Annotated in this window: 21 protein-coding genes and 1 tRNA gene; 18 read left to right on the top strand and 4 right to left on the bottom strand. The window is 60.4% G+C overall.

Annotated elements, in window-relative coordinates:
* The first annotated feature begins 230 nt into the window (after positions 1–230).
* From C4N04_RS21755 to C4N04_RS21765, 3 genes are all read left to right on the top strand, one after another.
* Positions 231–944, top strand: a complete 714-nt coding sequence (locus C4N04_RS21755; RefSeq protein ID WP_106797007.1) for a hypothetical protein — start codon at positions 231–233, stop codon at positions 942–944.
* A 78-nt stretch (positions 945–1,022) separates the two neighbouring features.
* Positions 1,023–1,862, top strand: a complete 840-nt coding sequence (locus C4N04_RS21760) for a hypothetical protein (protein ID WP_158775580.1) — start codon at positions 1,023–1,025, stop codon at positions 1,860–1,862.
* Between the two features lie 221 nt (positions 1,863–2,083).
* Positions 2,084–2,755 carry a helix-turn-helix transcriptional regulator gene (locus C4N04_RS21765; protein ID WP_106797009.1) on the top strand — a complete coding sequence of 224 codons (672 nt, stop codon included), beginning with the start codon at positions 2,084–2,086 and terminating at the stop codon, positions 2,753–2,755.
* 9 nt (positions 2,756–2,764) lie between these two features.
* Here C4N04_RS21765 and C4N04_RS21770 read toward each other — a convergent pair whose 3' ends face one another.
* A complete protein-coding gene (locus C4N04_RS21770; protein ID WP_158775582.1) occupies positions 2,765–3,457 on the bottom strand; it encodes a hypothetical protein in 693 nt (230 codons plus the stop codon).
* 478 nt (positions 3,458–3,935) lie between these two features.
* Positions 3,936–4,025 (bottom strand) — tRNA-Ser (locus C4N04_RS21775).
* 302 nt (positions 4,026–4,327) lie between these two features.
* Here C4N04_RS21775 and rplU point away from each other — a divergent pair.
* The 4 genes from rplU to C4N04_RS21795 all read left to right on the top strand — a co-directional run bounded on the left by rplU (position 4,328) and on the right by C4N04_RS21795 (position 6,314).
* A complete protein-coding gene (rplU, locus tag C4N04_RS21780; RefSeq protein WP_009995580.1) occupies positions 4,328–4,645 on the top strand; it encodes a 50S ribosomal protein L21 in 318 nt (105 codons plus the stop codon).
* A 33-nt stretch (positions 4,646–4,678) separates the two neighbouring features.
* Positions 4,679–4,948, top strand: coding sequence for a 50S ribosomal protein L27 (gene rpmA / locus C4N04_RS21785; protein WP_004127267.1), 270 nt, complete (start codon positions 4,679–4,681; stop codon positions 4,946–4,948).
* A gap of 125 nt (positions 4,949–5,073) precedes the next feature.
* The gene (locus C4N04_RS21790) at positions 5,074–5,730 is read left to right on the top strand and encodes a GNAT family protein (RefSeq protein ID WP_038692019.1); all 657 of its coding nucleotides are present in this window, start codon (positions 5,074–5,076) and stop codon (positions 5,728–5,730) included.
* The gene (locus C4N04_RS21795) at positions 5,727–6,314 is read left to right on the top strand and encodes a GNAT family N-acetyltransferase (RefSeq protein ID WP_009995585.1); all 588 of its coding nucleotides are present in this window, start codon (positions 5,727–5,729) and stop codon (positions 6,312–6,314) included. Before C4N04_RS21790 ends, C4N04_RS21795 begins: the two co-directional genes overlap by 4 nt.
* 38 nt (positions 6,315–6,352) lie before the next feature.
* Here C4N04_RS21795 and C4N04_RS21800 read toward each other — a convergent pair whose 3' ends face one another.
* Positions 6,353–7,219: an endonuclease/exonuclease/phosphatase family protein gene (locus C4N04_RS21800; RefSeq protein ID WP_106797011.1), complete on the bottom strand. Its 867-nt coding sequence runs from the start codon at positions 7,217–7,219 to the stop codon at positions 6,353–6,355.
* 84 nt (positions 7,220–7,303) lie between these two features.
* On the opposite strand from C4N04_RS21800, the gene obgE reads away from it, so the two are divergent.
* The 7 genes from obgE to modC all read left to right on the top strand — a co-directional run bounded on the left by obgE (position 7,304) and on the right by modC (position 14,750).
* On the top strand, positions 7,304–8,386 hold the full coding sequence (gene obgE / locus C4N04_RS21805) for a GTPase ObgE (protein ID WP_077992372.1): 1,083 nt from the start codon (positions 7,304–7,306) through the stop codon (positions 8,384–8,386).
* A complete protein-coding gene (gene proB, locus C4N04_RS21810) occupies positions 8,373–9,542 on the top strand; it encodes a glutamate 5-kinase (protein WP_009992487.1) in 1,170 nt (389 codons plus the stop codon). The genes obgE and proB overlap by 14 nt, the downstream gene beginning before the upstream one ends.
* Positions 9,535–10,818 carry a glutamate-5-semialdehyde dehydrogenase gene (locus C4N04_RS21815; protein WP_106797012.1) on the top strand — a complete coding sequence of 428 codons (1,284 nt, stop codon included), beginning with the start codon at positions 9,535–9,537 and terminating at the stop codon, positions 10,816–10,818. Before proB ends, C4N04_RS21815 begins: the two co-directional genes overlap by 8 nt.
* Before the next feature lie 38 nt (positions 10,819–10,856).
* Positions 10,857–11,456, top strand: a complete 600-nt coding sequence (locus C4N04_RS21820) for a nicotinate-nucleotide adenylyltransferase (RefSeq protein WP_106797013.1) — start codon at positions 10,857–10,859, stop codon at positions 11,454–11,456.
* Positions 11,457–11,939: 483 nt separating this feature from the next.
* The gene (gene modA / locus C4N04_RS21825; protein ID WP_077992378.1) at positions 11,940–12,731 is read left to right on the top strand and encodes a molybdate ABC transporter substrate-binding protein; all 792 of its coding nucleotides are present in this window, start codon (positions 11,940–11,942) and stop codon (positions 12,729–12,731) included.
* Between the two features lie 223 nt (positions 12,732–12,954).
* Complete coding sequence (modB, locus tag C4N04_RS21830) at positions 12,955–13,656, top strand: molybdate ABC transporter permease subunit (protein WP_077992380.1); 702 nt, start codon at positions 12,955–12,957, stop codon at positions 13,654–13,656.
* Positions 13,653–14,750, top strand: a complete 1,098-nt coding sequence (modC, locus tag C4N04_RS21835; RefSeq protein WP_106797014.1) for a molybdenum ABC transporter ATP-binding protein — start codon at positions 13,653–13,655, stop codon at positions 14,748–14,750. The genes modB and modC overlap by 4 nt, the downstream gene beginning before the upstream one ends.
* Before the next feature lie 79 nt (positions 14,751–14,829).
* Here modC and C4N04_RS21840 read toward each other — a convergent pair whose 3' ends face one another.
* Positions 14,830–15,207: a winged helix-turn-helix domain-containing protein gene (locus tag C4N04_RS21840; protein ID WP_010051473.1), complete on the bottom strand. Its 378-nt coding sequence runs from the start codon at positions 15,205–15,207 to the stop codon at positions 14,830–14,832.
* A gap of 208 nt (positions 15,208–15,415) precedes the next feature.
* Here C4N04_RS21840 and rsfS point away from each other — a divergent pair, with 208 nt between their 5' ends.
* The 4 genes from rsfS (at position 15,416) to C4N04_RS21860 (ending at position 19,360) form a co-directional block, all read left to right on the top strand.
* Entirely contained in the window at positions 15,416–15,859 is a 444-nt protein-coding gene (rsfS, locus tag C4N04_RS21845; RefSeq protein ID WP_038692036.1) for a ribosome silencing factor, read from the top strand.
* A gap of 121 nt (positions 15,860–15,980) precedes the next feature.
* Positions 15,981–16,463, top strand: coding sequence for a 23S rRNA (pseudouridine(1915)-N(3))-methyltransferase RlmH (rlmH, locus tag C4N04_RS21850; protein ID WP_009990313.1), 483 nt, complete (start codon positions 15,981–15,983; stop codon positions 16,461–16,463).
* Positions 16,464–16,644: 181 nt separating this feature from the next.
* On the top strand, positions 16,645–18,048 hold the full coding sequence (locus C4N04_RS21855) for a murein hydrolase activator EnvC (protein ID WP_077992384.1): 1,404 nt from the start codon (positions 16,645–16,647) through the stop codon (positions 18,046–18,048).
* A complete protein-coding gene (locus C4N04_RS21860) occupies positions 18,038–19,360 on the top strand; it encodes a S41 family peptidase (protein ID WP_106797015.1) in 1,323 nt (440 codons plus the stop codon). The genes C4N04_RS21855 and C4N04_RS21860 overlap by 11 nt, the downstream gene beginning before the upstream one ends.
* Positions 19,361–19,429: the final 69 nt, after the last annotated feature.

Genomic DNA, 19,429 nt, shown 5'->3' on the forward strand with positions numbered 1-19,429 from the left:
GCCGTGGCTCAGGAACACGATACCTCCGCTTTTGATTCAGAAGCTGTCATTTTTTGGAGCGACGGCATAGTTCTTTAACGCTACGCCTCTCTTTGGTGCAATTTCGTACCGATGTGGGGTTTTCCCCCTCGCCCTTTTTCAAAAAACTAACGTTTGTGGCTGACTTAGTTTCTTAGCTGAACAGTCTTTGTTTTCTAGCGTTTAAAATTATCAACGATAGAGGGGTAGCTATGTCACTTTCCGCAGTTTTCGTGCCTGAAATTCAGAATCCACAGTATACTTCCAACCATCGTGATGATGTTGTCCTTCCTCGCGAGGAGAGCAAGCGTGTTTTCATCAACGGCGTGGAACTCGATGCAGAGCGTATCTCCGGAAGAGTTGTCGGCTCAAGGATAAAGCAGCACAATCAAATCTATACAACTCATCACAACAACTACATGGCTAACGTTGATAATCACGTACATTCTACGGTTCGAAACGAACAATGGGAAACGAGCGAAGTCCGGCTAAGGTTTGAGGACGGGAAAGAAAGGCTCTTCCAGCTGCCGTTTGCCGTCAGCGTCGGTGAAAACGATATGATGAGCATCATCAGTCTGTATAGGGTAGGCGGAGACGGATACACGGCCGCGGCTCAAAACCATAATATAGGCCAATCGTTCACACAGGACCGCAATGGCTTGCAGCATACATGTGCTCGCCTTGGCGTATTCAAACCGTCGGTATTCCTCAACAACAAGTCATTTCTGATTGTCCTCGCATTGCTGGCGGTTTCACTTTACGGCCTGTCTGGAAGTGTCTTGCTGGCGCTGATCGGCAGCGTCCTTTTGTCTGGGCTTTTTGTCCTCGCGTTTCAGTACCTGGTTCTCCTGCCCTATGTCATCGCCGTGTGGCCCAAGGCAAATCGGCAACTCCAGGCGTTTTTCGACGATTTTGCCGCGTGGTAGCCCCCAGGGGATCGCGCTTCGCCAGCGTGAGGGCGAGGCGTTTGTGCTGAATGAATAACTGATTGCGCCGGGTGTTTTATGTCGTTTTTATCTTCTCTTGTTCTTCTTGCCTCTACCATTCCTTCAATGCCGTCGCCGCCCGTCGGTGACGAGTTTCCATGGAATTCCAAAGCGGTCGCTCCGACAATATTCGAATTCTCTGACTACGGCGGCAAAAACTCGACGATGAAGGCGAAGATCACACCTGAATCCATTCAGAGTTGGTGTGGTAACTGGCATCCGGGAGATACCTCATGTGCTGCGTCGCGAGAGGTCGACCGAAAGGTGTATGAAGCCCGCGCAGACTGCGAAACGGGTGACCTATGGACGGAGGGCAAGCACTACCGTTTTGAGGGCCCCGAAACCGAAAGCAAGGACTTCTACGGCTACATCAGCATGAAAGATACCGAGACAGGTAAACGCGTCGGAATGTCAAATGCAGATCGTGGCCGCGAATTCGGAGCTATGTGGCTCAAGCTGTGTCCGGTCGGATGGCCTTACAATGATATCCCCGTTCAGCGGACATTCGCGACTGAGGATCGCTACGGTGAGTTCATGGGCCACAACGGATCCCTGATGTTCCATCATCAGAAGCAGCACATCATCGTCTATTCGCAACCCAAGGCTTCAATCGCCGGGTCCATCAAGGCCGAGACCGTCGTTTTCCGTGGCTGGAGTGTTCCGAACGAGTGGATTTCTGGCGTCGCATACACATTCAAGAAGGGCTGCGATCCGGCGCCGTACCTCGTCAGCGGATACGACAACGGCTCACTGCAACTGACATTGCAGGGCAAGGCCCCAGTCCGCGATGGATGCAATGTCGTCGGGTACAGCGACAAGAGTCCCAATGCAAAACTTGTTTTTGATCGTGGTGAATAATGGATAGCAATAAATTTCCACTCCACAGAGCCATGAACTCCAAAGGAAATTCGAATGCTGCGCAGCAGCTAGCAATGGTGGATGTCGTGTGCCGGGGCAATCATCACCATGAAAACGAGAGGATTGGCCAATGTTCGCGTTCTGGCAATCATTTGATAACAAATACTCGATGTATATGCAGTTGAAACAAATGGAAATTTCTCCTGCTCCTGCCGAAAAATATGAGTTCATTCAATACGATTGCCCAAGACCTCATCGATGTGTGGCTACGATCCGACGAGATGACAAACCCGGAGAGCCTGTATGCCGAGATCATCAAAAGGTTGACCATCAAAATGGCGCTCTCCGTCGTCACGACGGTCGCCGACAATCCCTATGACTGGCGGTTTCTCCGGGTGAAGGACTTCGGCTTCAAGAGCCACCTGCTGAACCAGATGAAGCAACAGTTTCCTGATGCCGCCCTACGTGATCTCGATCGAAGCTTTGTCGACGACGCGATTATTCCCGCCTATTCGCGTGCCATAGAAGTGGGACACCCGACACTCGAGCTTGTCAGGACCAGACTTCTCGGTGTCCGGATAGGCTACGAACGCCTTATCCTGCCGCAGAAAGGCAATGGAAAACCCGCCTGGTGCATCAGCCTCGTCGAAGGGCGATTCTTCGTCTCACCTACACGGGAGGCAAAGACCGACATCACGGACGACAATATCATCCAGCTTCTTATCGAAGGGCAGACCACGAAAGAAATCGCCGAGGTTCTGCACCTATCGCCAAGAACGATCGAGCACCGAATAGACAAGCTGAAAAACCGATTTGAGGCGAAGAACCTCGTCCATCTGGTGGCAAAGCTCGTCGCCACCCAGGTCGGCCGTAGGGAGAAGGAGAGCAACTAGTCTATCTGGCTACCGCCGGTTAACCGCTGCCCGCGCCTGGAGGTCTTCCATGGACAGGCCAGTGCTTACCGATGCAACATTGTAGAGCGCGGCGGTGATGTCTTTCGTCTTGAAAGACACGCCTTTGTTACCAAGCGTTGGATTGAAGCCAAGCAGATTCCCATCGCGGCCCAATATTAGGTGAAGGCCGAAGAACATCTGGTCGAAATCCTGGCTTCGGGGCTTGTAGAGGTTTGCGCTTCCGGCGGTGGTGTCGATGTCGCCATCGAAGTTCGCGATAAATAACTGCGTTACTGCGAAGACATCCTGGCTGCGACCAGTCACAATCTCCCCGAACTTACAGGCTCCCAGATGCGGCGCGTTCGGCAGGATGGTTGGGCGGATGGCTTTCCGCATTCGGTGCCCCGTAGGTAGCTTCGAGGTGAACAGATCGCTTGCATCGCCACCGAGAATGGACAGGTTTTCTTTTGTCGCTGCGATGACTTCGGCCGCAGCCATGTCCGTCGTGATCCGGTGGAACTTCTTGGCCGATGTTGCCATAGGCTCGGTCTCGCCAGTCTCTCCCCGGAACCATCGCGCATAGCGGGCCGAGGCAACCTCAGCTTCGGACGAGACCGAGGCAATGGAGAGCGCCGAGCGCACGATTTTCTTGACGTCATCGCCGAAGCGTTCGCCATACTGCAGTTTCGATGCTGGACTCATCATACCCTCTCGCTGTTCGTCGGATTGAAAGTATGACCGATTTCTTAACGGCCTGGTTTCAGTGGCTTCGTAGTTTCCCCCTCATTTGGACGGGGTTCTCTCGAAAATCGGTGCTTGCTCAAATTCGTACGCCAGTGCATGCCGTCGGGGTATTCGGCCCTGACGGGTTCTACCCATTTAAATTCAATATCGAATCCTTGAGTGGGAAGGACGAGACTTCCTTTTCACATTTGCGCCGGTCCTCCTGCTGCCTCATCCTTTCCGAAAGGATTGAGGAGGTCGCGCATGGACAGGGAACTCAAGCAGAGAAAGCGACGGCGAACCTGTGCAGATTGGATTCGCCTGAATGCTGCCAGACGGCGGCGACGCGATTCTGCGGCGAAAACCGTGCTCCAACTGCTCGACCTGTTGTCTGCCGCGCTGGCCCTGCTTCCGGAAAGTGCCGTTACTGTGTTTCCTGAACGCAATCGCGGGACCATGGCGGAGAGGGTGGGATTTGAACCCACGATACCCTTGCAGGTATGCCGCATTTCGAGTGCGGTGCATTCGACCACTCTGCCACCTCTCCGCGGTCAGGTCGGCGCTTGTTCGGCGCGGGCGTTCTCATAACGAGCATATGACAGGTTGGCAAGCCGAAATCTCAAGCTTTTCCATCCTTTTGCCTTGACACCTTTTCGTCACTCGCGTATCCCGCATCCGCAATAGGAGTGGAGTAATCCGCCCCTTGCCCGCCTCGCGCTCGCGCGGGGTTCACCGGCAGACCAGAATTCCGGGCTAGACCCCTGAAATCCCTGCTTAACCTGGACTGATAAAAAGACGGCCACCTGCGGAATAGCGGGGAGCGCCGGAACGAACATGAAAGGATAAAAAATGTTCGCAGTCATCAAGACCGGCGGTAAACAGTACCGAGTGGCAGCCAATGACGTGCTGACCATCGAAAAGCTCGAAGCTGTCGCTGGCGACTCCATTGAATTCACCGAAGTGCTCGTGATCGGCGAAGGCGCCGACGCTGCGATCGGTGCGCCCTTCGTTACCGGCGCCTCTGTCAAGGCAGAAGTCGTCGAACAGAACCGCGGCAAGAAGGTCATCGCCTTCAAGAAGCGCCGCCGTCAGAATTCGAAGCGTTCGCGCGGCCATCGTCAGCATCACACGGTCGTCCGTATCACGGACATCGTGGCTGCCAAGTAAGATCAACGGGACAAGGTTTAAAGGAGAACTCCAATGGCACACAAAAAAGCTGGCGGTTCCTCGCGCAACGGTCGCGATTCCGAATCCAAGCGCCTTGGCGTGAAGAAGTTCGGCGGCGAAGCCGTCATCGCAGGCAACATCATCGTGCGTCAGCGCGGTACGCAGTGGCATCCGGGTTCCAACGTCGGCCTCGGCAAGGATCACACGATTTTTGCGCTTACCGCCGGCAATGTGAACTACCGAACGAAGGCCAACGGTCGCGTCTACGTGTCTGTCATGCCGAAAGCGGAAGCAGCGGAATAAGCCGGTAGCGCTCAAAAACAGCCGGCGTCTCATCGACCCGGCTGGCCGTACCAGGTTCAGTCCAGAAAACAGGGGAGATGGGGCGCCATCTCCCCTTTTTCTTTGTCCAAACAGGAGGACTGAACATGCAAGGCGAATTGTTGAGGGCAGACCAATCACGGTCTCCCCGGGAAGACCAGCGGTCTCCCATAGAACGGCTGAGGCCGGAGCGGTTAAGGACCGATTGCCCTGTCTTGTTATCGGAAAGGCTCGTCATGCGCGCGCCCCACGAAGAAGACATCGACGCCCTTGCCCATCTCGCCAACAACGCCAAAGTCGCCACCATGGTATCGCGTATGCCGCACCCCTATACCGCCAATGATGCCGCCGACTTTGTTTGGCGTACGCGAAATGGCGAGATCGGCAAGTGCGTCTATGCGATCACCAAAGCCGAAAACGGCGCCTTTATCGGCTGCTGCGGCGTCGAACCGCATACCGACGGCAAGACCGTCGAGATCGGTTACTGGCTGGGTGAGCCCTATTGGAACCAGGGTTATACGACCGAGGCCTGCCATGCCCTGGTCGATATGGTGTTCAGGACCCGTCAGGACGTCGACCAGATCGACGCCCGCTGCCGGGTGATGAACGTCGCCTCGCGGCGCGTCATCCAGAAGTGCGGCTTCCAGTTCCAGGGTTCGGGGCTCGCCGCCTCGCTGGCGCTTGGCAGCAACGTGCCTGTGGAATGGTACAGGCTCGACCGCAAGACCTGGATGTCGCTGAGAAGCTGGGGGAACATCGCATGAGCACGACCGCGCTGCAAAGGCCGGAAACCAGACCGATGATGCCCGGCCCCGCGCCTGTCATCTCGACATCGCGGCTGACGCTCCGCCCCCACAGGCTGAGCGATGCGCCTGCGATCGCGGAATCGCTTTCTGATTTCGCGGTCACACGCATGCTGTCCCGCGTTCCCGCGCCCTTCGACCGGCAGGATGCACTGGACTGGCTGATCCCGGTGACCTCGGGCACCCTGCCGGACTGGCCGCTGGCGATAACAGGCAAGGACGATGTTCATATCGGCAACGTCTCGATCGAGCTGCGCCATGGCCGCTGGCACCTCGGCTACTGGCTGAACCGCTACTACTGGCGGCGCGGCTATATGAGCGAGGCGGTGGCGGCGATCATCGAGCGCTTCTCGCGCCGCATGCCGGAGACGCCGATCCATTCCGGCGTCTTCGCCGACAATCCGGCGTCGCTGAGACTGCAGGAGAAGCTCGGTTTCCGCATGACGGGTTGCGGCGAAATCTATTGTTTCGCCCGCAATACCATGGTTTCGCACATCGAAACCGTACTGCAGCCGGGCATGCTGCAGCCGCGGAAGGTTGCCTAATCGAAGGAAGGGAGACGCCGCCACCGGCGGCGTCTCGGTCAATCGCCGATCTCGACCCAGAGCGGGAAATGATCGGAGCCGACGGATTGCGTGTCGATCCGGGCGGATTTCAACCGGCTCACGAGGCCGCAACTGACGAAGCAATAATCGAGATGCATGCGTTTGCCGTGATCCTCGGGATCCATCCAGCTGTAGCTCTCGGGGCGATAGGCTTCGAGCGTGGCAAAGGCGTCGACCGATGTGCCGATCCTGGCGACGCGGCCGTAATATCCGCCGGCGGCACCGGCAAGCGCACAATATTCCGGCGATTCCGGCTCCATGTTGAAATCGCCCATGATGACGTAATCCTCCGGCAGCGGCGGCTCCGGCAGATCGAATTCGGCCGCTCCCGTCAGCGAACCGCCCTCCTGGACGAAAGCATTGATATGCGCGTTCAAAAATTGCAGCTGGCGGATGCGTTCGTCGGGAGAAACGTGGTCGAGATGGACGGAGTAGACGCGGATCGCGCCCCCGGGCACGGTGATGACCGCCTCGGTCGCGCCGCGCTGCGGGTTGATCTTGCCGAGCGTGCGGCTGCGCGGCAGAAGCAGCGTCCGGGTCGAGACGATCGGCCAGCGCGACAGCACCATATTGCCGAACTGAAAGCGCGTGCCGGGTGCCGGCGCGGACTTGCCTTGATCAGCCTCGACATGCAGGTCGCAGGCCGGCCCATACACCCAGAAATGGTCGGGAAAGAAGGCGGCGATACCGGCCACCATGTCGGCAAAGCCGTTGCGCGAGAAGCCGCGGGTCACCTCCTGCAGCGCGATGATGTCGGCCCGTTCGAGGCTCCGGGCAATGCGCGCGAGATCGTATCTGCCGTCGAGACCGAAGCCGTACTGTATGTTATAGCTCGCAAAATTCACGATAATCTTTGACCTCCGTCGGAACCGCCTATATCGAATGGGCCAAGACGGGCCGTCCAACTGCCACCGGATACTGGAAGTGAAATGAAATTTCTCGACGAAGCAAAGGTCTATATCCGATCCGGCGACGGCGGCGCGGGCAGCGTCTCCTTCCGGCGCGAGAAATTCATCGAGTTCGGCGGCCCCGATGGCGGTGACGGCGGACGCGGCGGCGACGTCTGGGTGGAGACGGTCAACGGCCTCAACACGCTGATCGATTTCCGCTATCAGCAGCATTTCAAGGCGACGATCGGCACCCATGGCATGGGCAGGAACCGCACCGGCGCCAATGGCAGTGACGTGACGCTCAAGGTCCCTGTCGGCACCCAGATCTTCGAGGAAGACCGGGAAACGCTGATCTGCGACCTCACCGTCGAAGGCCAGCGTTACTGCCTCGCCCGTGGCGGCAACGGCGGCTTCGGCAACGCCCATTTCAAGACCTCGACCAATCAGGCGCCGGATTGGGCCAATCCCGGCCTGCCCGGCGAGGAAAAGACCATCTGGCTGCGCCTGAAGCTGATTGCCGATGCCGGCCTCGTCGGCCTGCCCAATGCCGGCAAATCGACCTTCCTCGCGTCCGTCACCCGCGCCCGGCCGAAAATCGCCAACTATCCCTTCACCACGCTGCATCCCAATCTCGGCGTCGCCACCATCGACGAACGGGAATTCATCTTGGCCGACATTCCCGGCCTGATCGAAGGCGCCCATGAAGGTGTAGGCATCGGCGATCGGTTCCTCGGCCATGTCGAGCGCACCCGCGTGCTGCTGCACCTCGTCTCCGCGCAGGAGGAAAAGGTCGGCAAAGCCTATAAGACGGTCAAACACGAGCTCGAAGCCTATGGCAACGATCTCACCGACAAGCCGGAGATCGTGGCACTCTCGCAGATCGACGTGCTCGACGAGGCCGAACTGAAAAAGAAGACGAAAGAGCTGGCCAAGGCCTGCGGCAAGACGCCGTTCCTGATTTCGGCCGTCACCGGCAAGGGCATGACCGAGGTGCTACGGGCGCTGCGCGATATCATCGTCGAAGAAAATGCCGAGGAAAAGCCGGTCAAGGTGCCGAAGCTCAGGCATCGCGACATGATCGTCTCCGACGAGGGCGAGGATGAGGCCGATGACCAGCCGTAAGCCGCTCGGCCGCTACCGCCGCATCGTCATCAAGATCGGCTCGGCCCTCCTGGTCGACCGCAAGGCCGGGCTGAAAAAGGCTTGGCTCGATGCCATGTGTGCCGACATTGCGGGGCTGAAGGCCAAGGGGATCGATGTGCTCGTCGTTTCCTCGGGCGCGATCGCGCTCGGCCGCTCGGTGCTCGACCTGCCTTCCGGCGCGCTGAAGCTCGAGGAAAGCCAGGCGGCCGCTGCCGTCGGCCAGATCGCGCTCGCGCGTGCCTGGTCGGAAAGCCTGTCGCGCGACGAAATCGTCGCCGGCCAGATCCTGTTGACGCTCGGCGATACCGAAGAGCGCCGCCGCTATCTCAATGCGCGCGCCACCATCAACCAGCTTTTGAAAATCGGCGCCGTGCCTATTATCAACGAGAACGATACGGTCGCGACCAGCGAAATCCGCTATGGCGACAATGATCGGCTGGCGGCCCGCGTCGCGACCATGACTGGCGCCGACCTGCTGATCCTTCTCTCCGATATCGACGGCCTTTATACCGCTCCGCCGCATCTCGATCCGAATGCGGCCTTCCTGGAGACGATCGCCGAAATCACCCCTGACATCGAGGCGATGGCCGGCGGCGCCGCTTCCGAGCTTTCACGCGGCGGCATGCGCACCAAGATCGATGCCGGCAAGATCGCCACGACCTCGGGCTGTGCCATGATCATTGCCTCCGGCAAGACCGATAGCCCGCTGTCGGCGATCGAAAACGGCGCCCGCTCCTCCTGGTTCGCGCCGTCGGGCACGCCGGTGACCGCCCGCAAAACCTGGATTGCCGGGCAGTTGCAGCCGGCCGGAGAACTGCATGTCGATGACGGCGCCGTCACCGCCCTCGGGGCCGGCAAGAGCCTGCTTCCCGCCGGCGTGCGCAGCGTTTCCGGCCTCTTCAGCCGTGGCGACACGGTGGCGATCATCGGCCCTGAAGGTCGCGAGATCGCCCGCGGTCTGGTGAGCTACGATGCCGAGGACGCCCGTCGGATCGCCGGCCGCAAGTCGGCCGAAATCGCGGCAATCCTAGGCTATGCCGGGCGCGCCGCCATGGTCCATCGCGACGACATGGTGATGACCGCACAGATCAGACAGAAATCGGAAAGGCAGAAAAAGGACGCGAGCTATGCTTGATACCGTTGCGCTAAGCCCTGACATTGACGCGCTGATGATCGACATCGGCCGCAAGGCCAAGGCTGCCGCGCGACCGTTGGGCTCTGCGTCCACCGAGGCGAAGAACAGCGCCTTGAATGCCATGGCCGACGCGATCCTCGCGAACAAGGCGCATATCCTTGCCGAGAACGCCAAGGACCTGAAGGACATCGAAGGCAGCGAGATGCTCGCCTCCTTCGTCGACCGGCTGACGCTGAACGACAAGCGTGTCGCCGAGATGGCCGAGGGAATCCGCGCCATCGCCGCCCTTGCCGATCCGGTCGGCGAAGTCATCGCCGCCTGGGATCGGCCGAACGGCCTGAAGATCGAGCGCGTCCGCACGCCGCTCGGCGTCATTGGCGTCATCTTCGAAAGCCGGCCGAACGTCACCGCCGATGCCGGCGCCCTTTGCCTCAAGGCGGGCAATGCCGTGATCCTGCGCTGCGGCTCGGATTCGCGCCGTTCATCGCAGGCTATCCATGCCTGCTTGGTTGAGGGCCTGAAGGCCGCCGGCCTTCCAGAGCAGGCTATCCAGCTCGTTCCGATCACCGATCGCGCTGCCGTCGGCGCCATGCTGCGCGGTCTGGACGGCGCAATCGACGTCATCGTCCCGCGCGGCGGTAAGAGCCTGGTGGCCCGCGTGCAGAGCGAGGCGCGCGTGCCGGTCTTTGCCCATCTCGAAGGTCTTTGCCACATCTATGTCGATGCCTCCGCCGATATCGAGATGGCGAAGCAGATCGTCGTCAATGCCAAGATGCGCCGCACCGGCATTTGCGGCGCGGCCGAAACCCTGCTCGTCGACGGTGCCGCGATCGGCACGCATCTGACGCCGCTGCTTGAGGTTCTCACCGAAGCAGGCTGCGAGATCCGCGGCTCCGCGACGGTGCTGAAGGTCGCTCCCGGCATCAAGCCGGCGACCGAGGAGGACTGGACGACCGAATATCTCGACGCGATCATTTCGGTCGCGGTCGTCGATGGCATATCGGGCGCGATCGCCCATATTCAGACCTATTCGTCGAACCACACCGAGGCCGTGATCGCCGAGGACCCGGCGGTGGTCGAGCGTTTCTTCACCGAAGTCGATTCGGCTATCCTGCTGCACAATGCCTCGACGCAATTTGCCGATGGCGGTGAGTTCGGCATGGGCGCGGAGATCGGCATTGCTACCGGTAAGATGCATGCTCGCGGCCCGGTAGGCGTCGAGCAGCTCACCTCCTTCAAATACCGGGTGCGCGGTGCCGGACAGACCCGACCTTGACGTGGACGACGGAAAAACTGGATCGGCGCTACCTCCGCATGCCGCACAGCGAACGCGGCATGGCCGTCGGCCTGTTCGGCGGTTCGTTCAACCCGCCGCATCAGGGCCACGCGCTTGTTGCCGAGATCGCAATCAAGCGGCTCGGCCTCGACCAGCTCTGGTGGATGGTGACCCCGGGCAATCCATTGAAGAGCCGCAACCAGCTCGCACCGCTTGCCGAACGCATTGCCGAAAGCGAACGTATCGCCGCCGATCCGCGCATTAAGGTCACCGCTTTCGAACAGGCGCTCGGCGTCAGCTACACCGCCAATACGCTTGCCCGCATCAAGGCCTGCAATCCGCATGTACATTTCATCTGGATCATGGGCGCCGACAGCCTGCAGACCTTTCACAAATGGCAGAAGTGGCAGGAGATTGCCCGCACTTTCCCGATCGCCGTGATCGACCGGCCGGGCGCGACACTCTCCTACCTCTCCTCGAAGATGACGCGGACCTTCGATTTTGCCCGCGTCGACGAGGATGACGCGCGCGTGCTCTGGAAGAAGCGGGCACCGGCCTGGACCTTCATCCACGGACCACGGTCCGGCCTGAGCTCGACGGCAATCCGCAACGGCGCGCAACCGGACAGCGCCGAATAGACTGATTTTTAGGGAAATCCCGGAAACGAGAAAGCCCGACGGGGGAGGATCCGTCGGGCTTATAAACTCGATCGACAACTGGGAGGAGGAGTGTTGTCGACCCTATCGAACGGCTATGGGAGGAGGAGAAGCCGTGTCGATGAGTGTGTTGTACCATATTCCGCCGGAAGATGAATATCGATTTGTGCAATGCAGCAATGCTGACGATGCAACACTGAGGCCGAGAGGCTTCGACTGTTGCCGATTTTATCAGCAAGGCGGAACGAAAATGGCCATTGTCACGGCCGGTCTGGTGGTCAGTCGTCGGCTTTCCCAGGCAAAGGCGTTACCGCCGAATCTCCTACTCTAGGAACAGCCATGCGCTTCAAGAACGCGTGGATCCTCATCTCCAGACAACAGGGTTATATTTCCTTGGATATATCTCTGGCCAGAACCCAAGCGCCGTTATATCCATGAAGATATTTCGAACCGCGGGAAGGAATCATGCACAGCCGCCGCCAATGGATGAAACTGACAACCGCCGCGATCGCGGCTTCCTGGCTTGGCGCGGCAGCGCTGCCGACTAAGGCAGAAGCCGCCGAAAAGCTGACTGTCTTTGCCGCAGCAAGCCTCAAGGACGCGCTCGATGCCGCCAATGCCGCCTGGGCGAAGGAAAGCGGCAAGCAAGCCGTTACTTCCTATGCGGCAAGCGGCGCGCTCGCGAAACAGATCGAAAACGCGGCCCCTGCCGATATCTTCATCTCGGCCGACCTCGACTGGATGGATTACCTTGCCAAGAAGAATCTGATCAAGGCCGACAGCCGCACGAACCTGCTTGGAAACCGGATCGTGCTCGTTGCCGAAAAGGACAAGGCCAAGCCGGTCGAGATCAAGCAGGGCTTCGATCTTGCCGGTCTGCTCGGTGACGGCAAGCTGGCGATGGGTGAGCCGAAATCGGTTCCGGCCGGCAAATACGCCATGGCCGCGCTCGAAAAGCTCGGTGTCTGGACATCGGTCGAAACCAAGGTCGCCGGCGCCGAAAGCGTGCGCGCCGCCCTTGCCCTGGTCTCCCGCGGCGAGGCGCCCTATGGCATCGTCTACCAGACGGACGCGACGGCCGATAAGGGTGTCGCCATCGTCGGCACCTTCCCCGCCGATTCCCACCCGCCGATCATCTATCCGGTCGCAATTCTTGCCGAGAGCAGGAACCCGGACGCCGCAGCCTATCTCGACTTCCTGAAATCCGATAAGGCAGCCGGCTTCTTCACGGCGCAGGGATTTACTGTCTTGAAATGATGGGCTGAATTGATTGCGGAATCGATAGTGACAGCTTAGCGTGAAGCCGCCCCTCACCCTAACCCTCTCCCCGTAAACGGGGCGAGGGGACGTGCCCAGCGACACGTTGGCAAGAGACGGAAGGGTTGCGGCTGCTCCCCTTCGCCCCGCAAGCGGGGAGAAGGTGCCGGCAGGCGGATGAGGGGCAATCGGGTGACCGGATTTTCCAGGGAGACAACTGCGTTTGGATATGTTCGGCCTGAGCGATGAAGAATGGACGGCGATCCTGCTCAGCCTGCGCGTCTCGGTCGTCGCCATGCTGGCGAGCCTGCCCTTTGGCATCCTCGTCGCCCTGCTGCTTGCCCGGGGCCGCTTCTGGGGCAAGTCGGTGTTGAATGGCATCGTTCACCTGCCGCTGATCCTGCCCCCTGTTGTCACCGGTTTTCTTCTTCTCATCCTGTTCGGCCGCCGCGGCCCGATCGGCAGCCTGCTCGATCAGCATTTCGGCATCGTCTTTTCCTTCCGCTGGACGGGTGCGGCACTCGCCTGCGCCGTCATGGCCTTTCCGCTGATGGTGCGCAGCATCCGTCTGTCGATCGAGGCGGTCGACCGCAAGCTCGAGGAGGCGGCCGGAACGCTGGGGGCCGGCCCGATCCTGGTCTTTCTGACGGTCACGCTGCCACTGACCCTGCCCGGCATCATCACCGGCATGATCCTTTCCTTCGCCAAGGCGATGGGCGAATTCGGCGCGACGATCACCTTCGTCTCCAACATTCCCGGCGAGACCCAGACCTTGTCATCTGCCATCTACACCTTTACCCAGGTGCCGGGCGGCGATGCCGGCGCGCTGCGGCTGACGCTCGTCGCCGTCCTCATTTCCATGACCGCCCTGCTCGCCTCCGAGTTCCTCGCGCGTTTCGCCGGCCGAAGGATTGATCCGGAATGACGTTGATCGTCGAGGCAAAACAGAGGCTCGGCGCCTTTCTTCTCGACGCCGCCTTCACATCCGAAGGCGGCGTGACCGCGCTGTTCGGACGCTCCGGCTCCGGCAAGACCTCACTGATCCGCATCATCGCCGGCCTCGCCCGTCCGGACGAGGGCCGCGTTATCCTTGACGGCGAAACCCTGACCGAAACCAAAGCCGGCCGCTTCGTTCCGAAACACCGCCGTCATTTCGGTTATGTCTTCCAGGAGGCGCGGCTGTTCCCGCATCTCAGCGTCCGCGCCAATCTTTCCTACGGCCGCTGGTTCGCGCCAAGACCTGCAGGCGGCGAGAGCTTCGATCACGTCGTCGACCTGCTCGGCATCGAGACGCTGCTGGATCGCAGCCCCGCAAAACTTTCCGGCGGCGAGAAGCAGCGGGTCGCGATCGGCCGCGCCCTTCTCTGCTCGCCCCGGCTGCTGTTGATGGACGAGCCGCTGGCCGCCCTCGACGAGGCGCGCAAGGCCGAGATCCTGCCCTATCTCGAGCGATTGCGGGATCAGACCGAAATCCCGATCGTCTATGTCAGCCATTCGATCGCCGAGGTGGCGCGGCTCGCAAACAAAGTGGTGGTCATGCGCGATGGCAGGGTGGAGGCGGTCGGCCCGGCCGTCGACATTTTGAGCCGCGCCTCTGCGGCCTTCGACCGGAAAGAGGCGGGGGCGCTGCTGCAAGGCATCGTCGAAAGCTTCGACGCACGGCACCATCTCTCGACCGTCGCCCTCAAATCCGGTCGGCTGCATATTCCCGGCGCGGCACTCTCGCCCGGCAGTCCGGTCCGCATCCGCATCCCATCGCGCGACGTCATGCTGGCGACGGCAAGACCGGAGGGGCTCAGTGCCCTCAACATTGTTGAAGGCAGGATCGAACAGCTATTTCAGGATGCGGACGGAACGGTTGAAATCCGGCTCGACTGCGGCGGCGATAGCATCCTCTCGCGCGTCACCGCGCTCTCCTGCGAGCGCCTCGACCTTCGACCCGGCAAGATTGTCTTCGCCGTCATCAAGACGGTTGCCCTAGAACAGGATGATTTTAGGCCTAGTCGGCCTAAAATCTGAATCCTGTTCTAAATTAAAGGTTTAGAGCATGATGTCGTCCGAAAACCGCTCACACTTTTCGGCATCAAGCTCTAGAGGCTTAGCCGTGCCCATCCCGCCGCGGGTTACGCTTTGCCTCGAGCCAGGCAAGGTCCTCGGCAAGGCTCGCTTGCAAAATGCTTTCCATCCGCCGAAACCGCGCCAGCAGTTGCTCGCCGAACGGCGTCAGCGCCGCACCGCCGCCCTTCTGGCCGCCGCGTTGTGATTCCACCACCTGTTCGCAGAACATCCGGTTCATCTCGCTGACCAGCAGCCATGCGCGGCGATAGGACATATCCATCGCCCGCCCTGCTGCGGAGATCGATCCGGTTGCGCGGATATGTTCCAGCAGCTCCATCTTGCCGCGTCCGAGCCGATCCTCATCCGGGAAGCTGATTCGCAAGATGGGAACGAGTGGTTTTGCGGCCGGATCGGTCATTCGAATCTGCAGATGGTGGAATTTCCCGCACTTTACGCTCCGGCCTGAAAACTGTACACCGCGCCGACAAGCAGCGGGGCAGCAATATAGTTCAATTCGGTCGCCAGATCGGATTTTCCGCCGCTCCGTACGTTAGCACGTCTTGAAACATTAATGGTTTGATGCCTATCTTAACCATATCCGGTCGTGATCGGATTTCGTGTTGTGCATGGTTTGTCATTCCAGGAAAGGGAAAGCACTGACAACAGTACACGCCAAGGGAAAAACGCTCGCCGTTGTCCCGAAGAGCGCAGAACGTGGCGCCGATGCCGCTGCCCGCGCCTTAGAAGCCGTCCTCGCCAGCCTTGAGGACTCCAAAGCTGAAGATATCGTCACTATCGACATTGCCGGAAAATCGGCGCTGGGAGACTACATGATCGTCGTCTCCGGCCGTTCGAACAGGCATGTCATGGCGATCTCGGACCACCTGCTCACCGATCTGAAGGACGAAGGCTTCGGTACGGCCCGCGTCGAAGGTCAGGAGGGCGGCGATTGGATCCTGATCGACACCGGTGACATTATCGTGCATGTGTTCCGTCCTGAAATCCGAGAGTTCTACAACATCGAAAAGATGTGGGCGGCTCCTGACATGGATGAAGAAACACGGCACTGACAGCCGGGGCCGGCATTCTGACCGGTACCTGAGAGTGGCATTGACTGGCCGGGAACCATTGTAAGCCGGCCAGGGGGCGCGCTTTGTGCGCCGCGGATGCCTCATAAGCGGGAGCGGGTGAATGCGAGTTGGTCTTTTTGCGGTGGGACGGCTGAAATCCGGCCCCGAAAAGGATCTTGCGGCCCGCTATTTTGATCGTTTCGCCAAGGCCGGCCCTGCGGTCGGCCTCGAACTTGCCCGTATCGCCGAGGTTGCCGAAAGCCGCGCTTCCAATGCGGAGACCCGCAAACGCGAGGAGGCGGCGATGCTGTTGAAATCGCTTGCCGAAGGCAGCGTCCTCATTCTTCTCGACGAACGCGGCAAGGCGCTCGACAGCGAAGCCTTCGCAAATCTGCTCGGCGCCTATCGCGACCAGGGCAAGCGTGAGCTGATGATCGCGATCGGTGGCGCCGACGGCCTCGATCCCGCGCTCTACAATCGGGCCGACGCCACACTCTGCCTGGGCAAAATGACCTGGCCGCACCAGCTCGTCCGCACGCTGATCGCCGAGCAGCTCTATCGCGCCGTCACCATCCTGTCCGGCCATCCCTATCATCGCGTCTGACGTGTTCCACGTGGAACTCAAGCCTTTGACGATGCGTCGCATTGTCACGCAGCCGTGTTTCGCCTGGCCTGCCGTTCGCCTGCGAACTTTCTGGCAAAGCGTGCCAAATCAGCTTAGTCTCCGCGCGATTTGAAAGAGTGCCCCGACACGCATGACGACGACACCAACCAGGCGACACCGCATGATCCTGCCGGCCCTTGCGGCCGGTTTTGGTATCGCCGTCATCGTCGTATCAGGTAACACCTTCACCGTCCGGGCGCAGGAAGCCGCGCCGGAAGCGGCGCAATCTGCAGCGCAGCCGCCCGCAGCCGAGCCGCCGCCACCCGATCCGGCCGCTGAACTTGCCGCCAAACGCGATCAGACCCGCGCCGAGCTCGAAACCCTGGCGAAATCCATCAGTCTTTCCTCGGACAAGGTGAGCGAACTCCAGCAAAGCATCGCCAATCTGGAAAAAAGCACGGAGAGCATCCGCCAGGCGCTGATCGATTCCGCCGCCCGCCGCAAGGGGCTCGAAAAGCAGATCCTCGAAAGCGAGAAGAAGCTGGCCGATCTCGGCGTCAAGCAGGATGGCATCCGCCGTTCGCTGCATGAACGCCGCGGCCTGCTGGCCGAGGTACTGGCAGCACTTCAGCGCATGGGCCGCAACCCGCCCCCAGCCTTGCTCGTCACTCCCGATGACGCGCTCGCTTCCGTGCGCAGCGCCATCCTTCTCGGCGCCGTCGTGCCCGGCATCCGCAAGGAAACCGACAAGCTCGCGGCAGACCTTGCAAGCCTTGCCGCCCTGCAGACGGCAAGTGCGGCCGAAAAGGCCGGCCTGACGGCGACGATGACCGATGGCATCGAGGAAGAGCGCCGCATGGACCTGCTGCTTGCCGAAAACGACAAGCTCAGCCGCAGCAACGCCGCCGAACTGGCCGCCGAAAGGAAACGTTCGGAGGAGCTGGCGGGCAAGGCGACCAGCCTGGAAGGCCTCGTCGCGTCGATGGAATCCGAGATCGCTTCCGTGCGCGATGCGGCTGCCGCCGCCCGCCAGGCCGAGGAGAACCGCAAGCTCCTGACCGACGAACAGCGGGCTCAGGCGCGGGCTCTGGCCGACAGTGGCGTGCCCGATAAAAACCGCATTGCGCCCGCATATCCCTTCGGAGAATTGAGGGCCAAATTGGAGCTGCCCGTGGCAGGCGATATCCTGCGCCAGTTCGGCGACGCCGACGGCACCGGGCACGAAGCCATGGGAATGACCGTCGCCACCAACCCGGAGACAGTGGTGACGGCGCCTGCAGATGGCTTGGTGGTTTTCGCCGGCGTTTTCCGCAGTTACGGCCAGATGATCATTCTTGATGCGGGCGACGGATATCACCTGGTTCTCTCGGGAATGGATACGATCAATACCCGTCAGGGAAAATTCGTTTTCGCCGGCGAGCCGCTCGCCGTGATGGGGGCGAAAAGAGTGGCAAGCGCAACTGCATTGGCGCTGGAAACGGACCGGCCAACGCTTTACATTGAATTTCGAAAAGACGGTAAACCGGTCGATTCCCGACCGTGGTGGACCGCCAAGGACACTGGAAAGGCACGCAATGATTCGTAGGGCTTCTCTTGTTCTGGTCGGCGCATTGATGGGTGCGACCGCGATGAGCGTCATTTACTCGGCAGGTGTGCCGGCAGAAGCGGCCGGATCCTCTACATATAAGGAACTCTCGGTATTTGGCGATGTCTTCGAACGCGTGCGTGCGCAGTACGTCACGCCGCCGGCCGAAGACAAGCTGATCGAGAATGCCATCAACGGCATGCTTTCCTCGCTCGATCCGCATTCGAGCTATATGAATGCGAAGGACGCCGAGGACATGCGCACCCAGACCAAGGGTGAGTTCGGCGGCCTCGGCATCGAAGTCACGATGGAAGACGAGCTCGTCAAGGTCATCACCCCGATCGACGATACGCCCGCCGCCAAGGCCGGCGTTCTCGCTGGCGACTACATCTCCGAGATCGACGGCCAGTCCGTGCGCGGCCTGAAGCTGGAAGACGCGGTCGAGAAGATGCGTGGCGCCGTCAACACGCCGATCAAGCTGACGCTGATCCGCAAGGGCGCCGACAAGCCGATCGAGCTGACGATCGTCCGTGACGTCGTCGCCGTCCAGGCGGTCAAATCACGCGTCGAGGACGATGTCGGTTACCTCCGCATCATCTCCTTCACCGAGAAGACCTATCCCGACATGGAAAAGGCGATCAAGAAGATCAAGGACACCGTTCCGGCCGACAAGCTGAAGGGCTACGTCCTCGACCTGCGCCTTAATCCGGGCGGCCTGCTCGACCAGGCGATCAATGTCTCTGATGCCCTGCTGCAGCGCGGCGAGGTCGTTTCGACCCGCGGCCGCAATCCCGATGAAACCCGCCGCTTCAATGCCGGCCCGGGCGACCTGACTGACGGCAAGCCGGTTATCGTGCTGATCAACGGCGGTTCGGCCTCCGCATCGGAAATCGTTGCCGGCGCGCTTCAGGATCTGCGCCGCGCCACCGTTCTCGGCACCCGTTCCTTCGGCAAGGGTTCCGTCCAGACGATTATCCCTCTTGGCGAGAACGGCGCGTTGCGCTTGACCACGGCACTCTACTACACACCGTCGGGCCGCTCGATCCAGGGCACCGGCATCACGCCTGACATCAAGGTCGAAGAGCCGCTGCCGGAAGAACTGCAGGGCAAGATGGTGACCGAAGGCGAATCCAGCCTGCGCGGCCACATCAAGGGTCAGAGCGAAACCGATGAAGGTTCGGGCTCCGTTGCCTACGTGCCGCCGGATCCGAAGGATGACGTTCAGTTGAACTACGCGCTCGACCTTCTGCGCGGCAAGAAGACCGATCCGGCCTTCCCGCCGAACCCTGGTAAGGCCGTCGTCGCCAAGTAATCGATCGTCGCAAGGCCGGGCACTCGCCCGGCCTTGACCCTTTATGCTGTTTCCCGGTTTTGGAGCGGG

The organism is Rhizobium sp. H4 (assembly GCF_003013335.1).
Taxonomy (GTDB): Bacteria; Pseudomonadota; Alphaproteobacteria; order Rhizobiales; family Rhizobiaceae; genus Rhizobium; species Rhizobium sophoriradicis.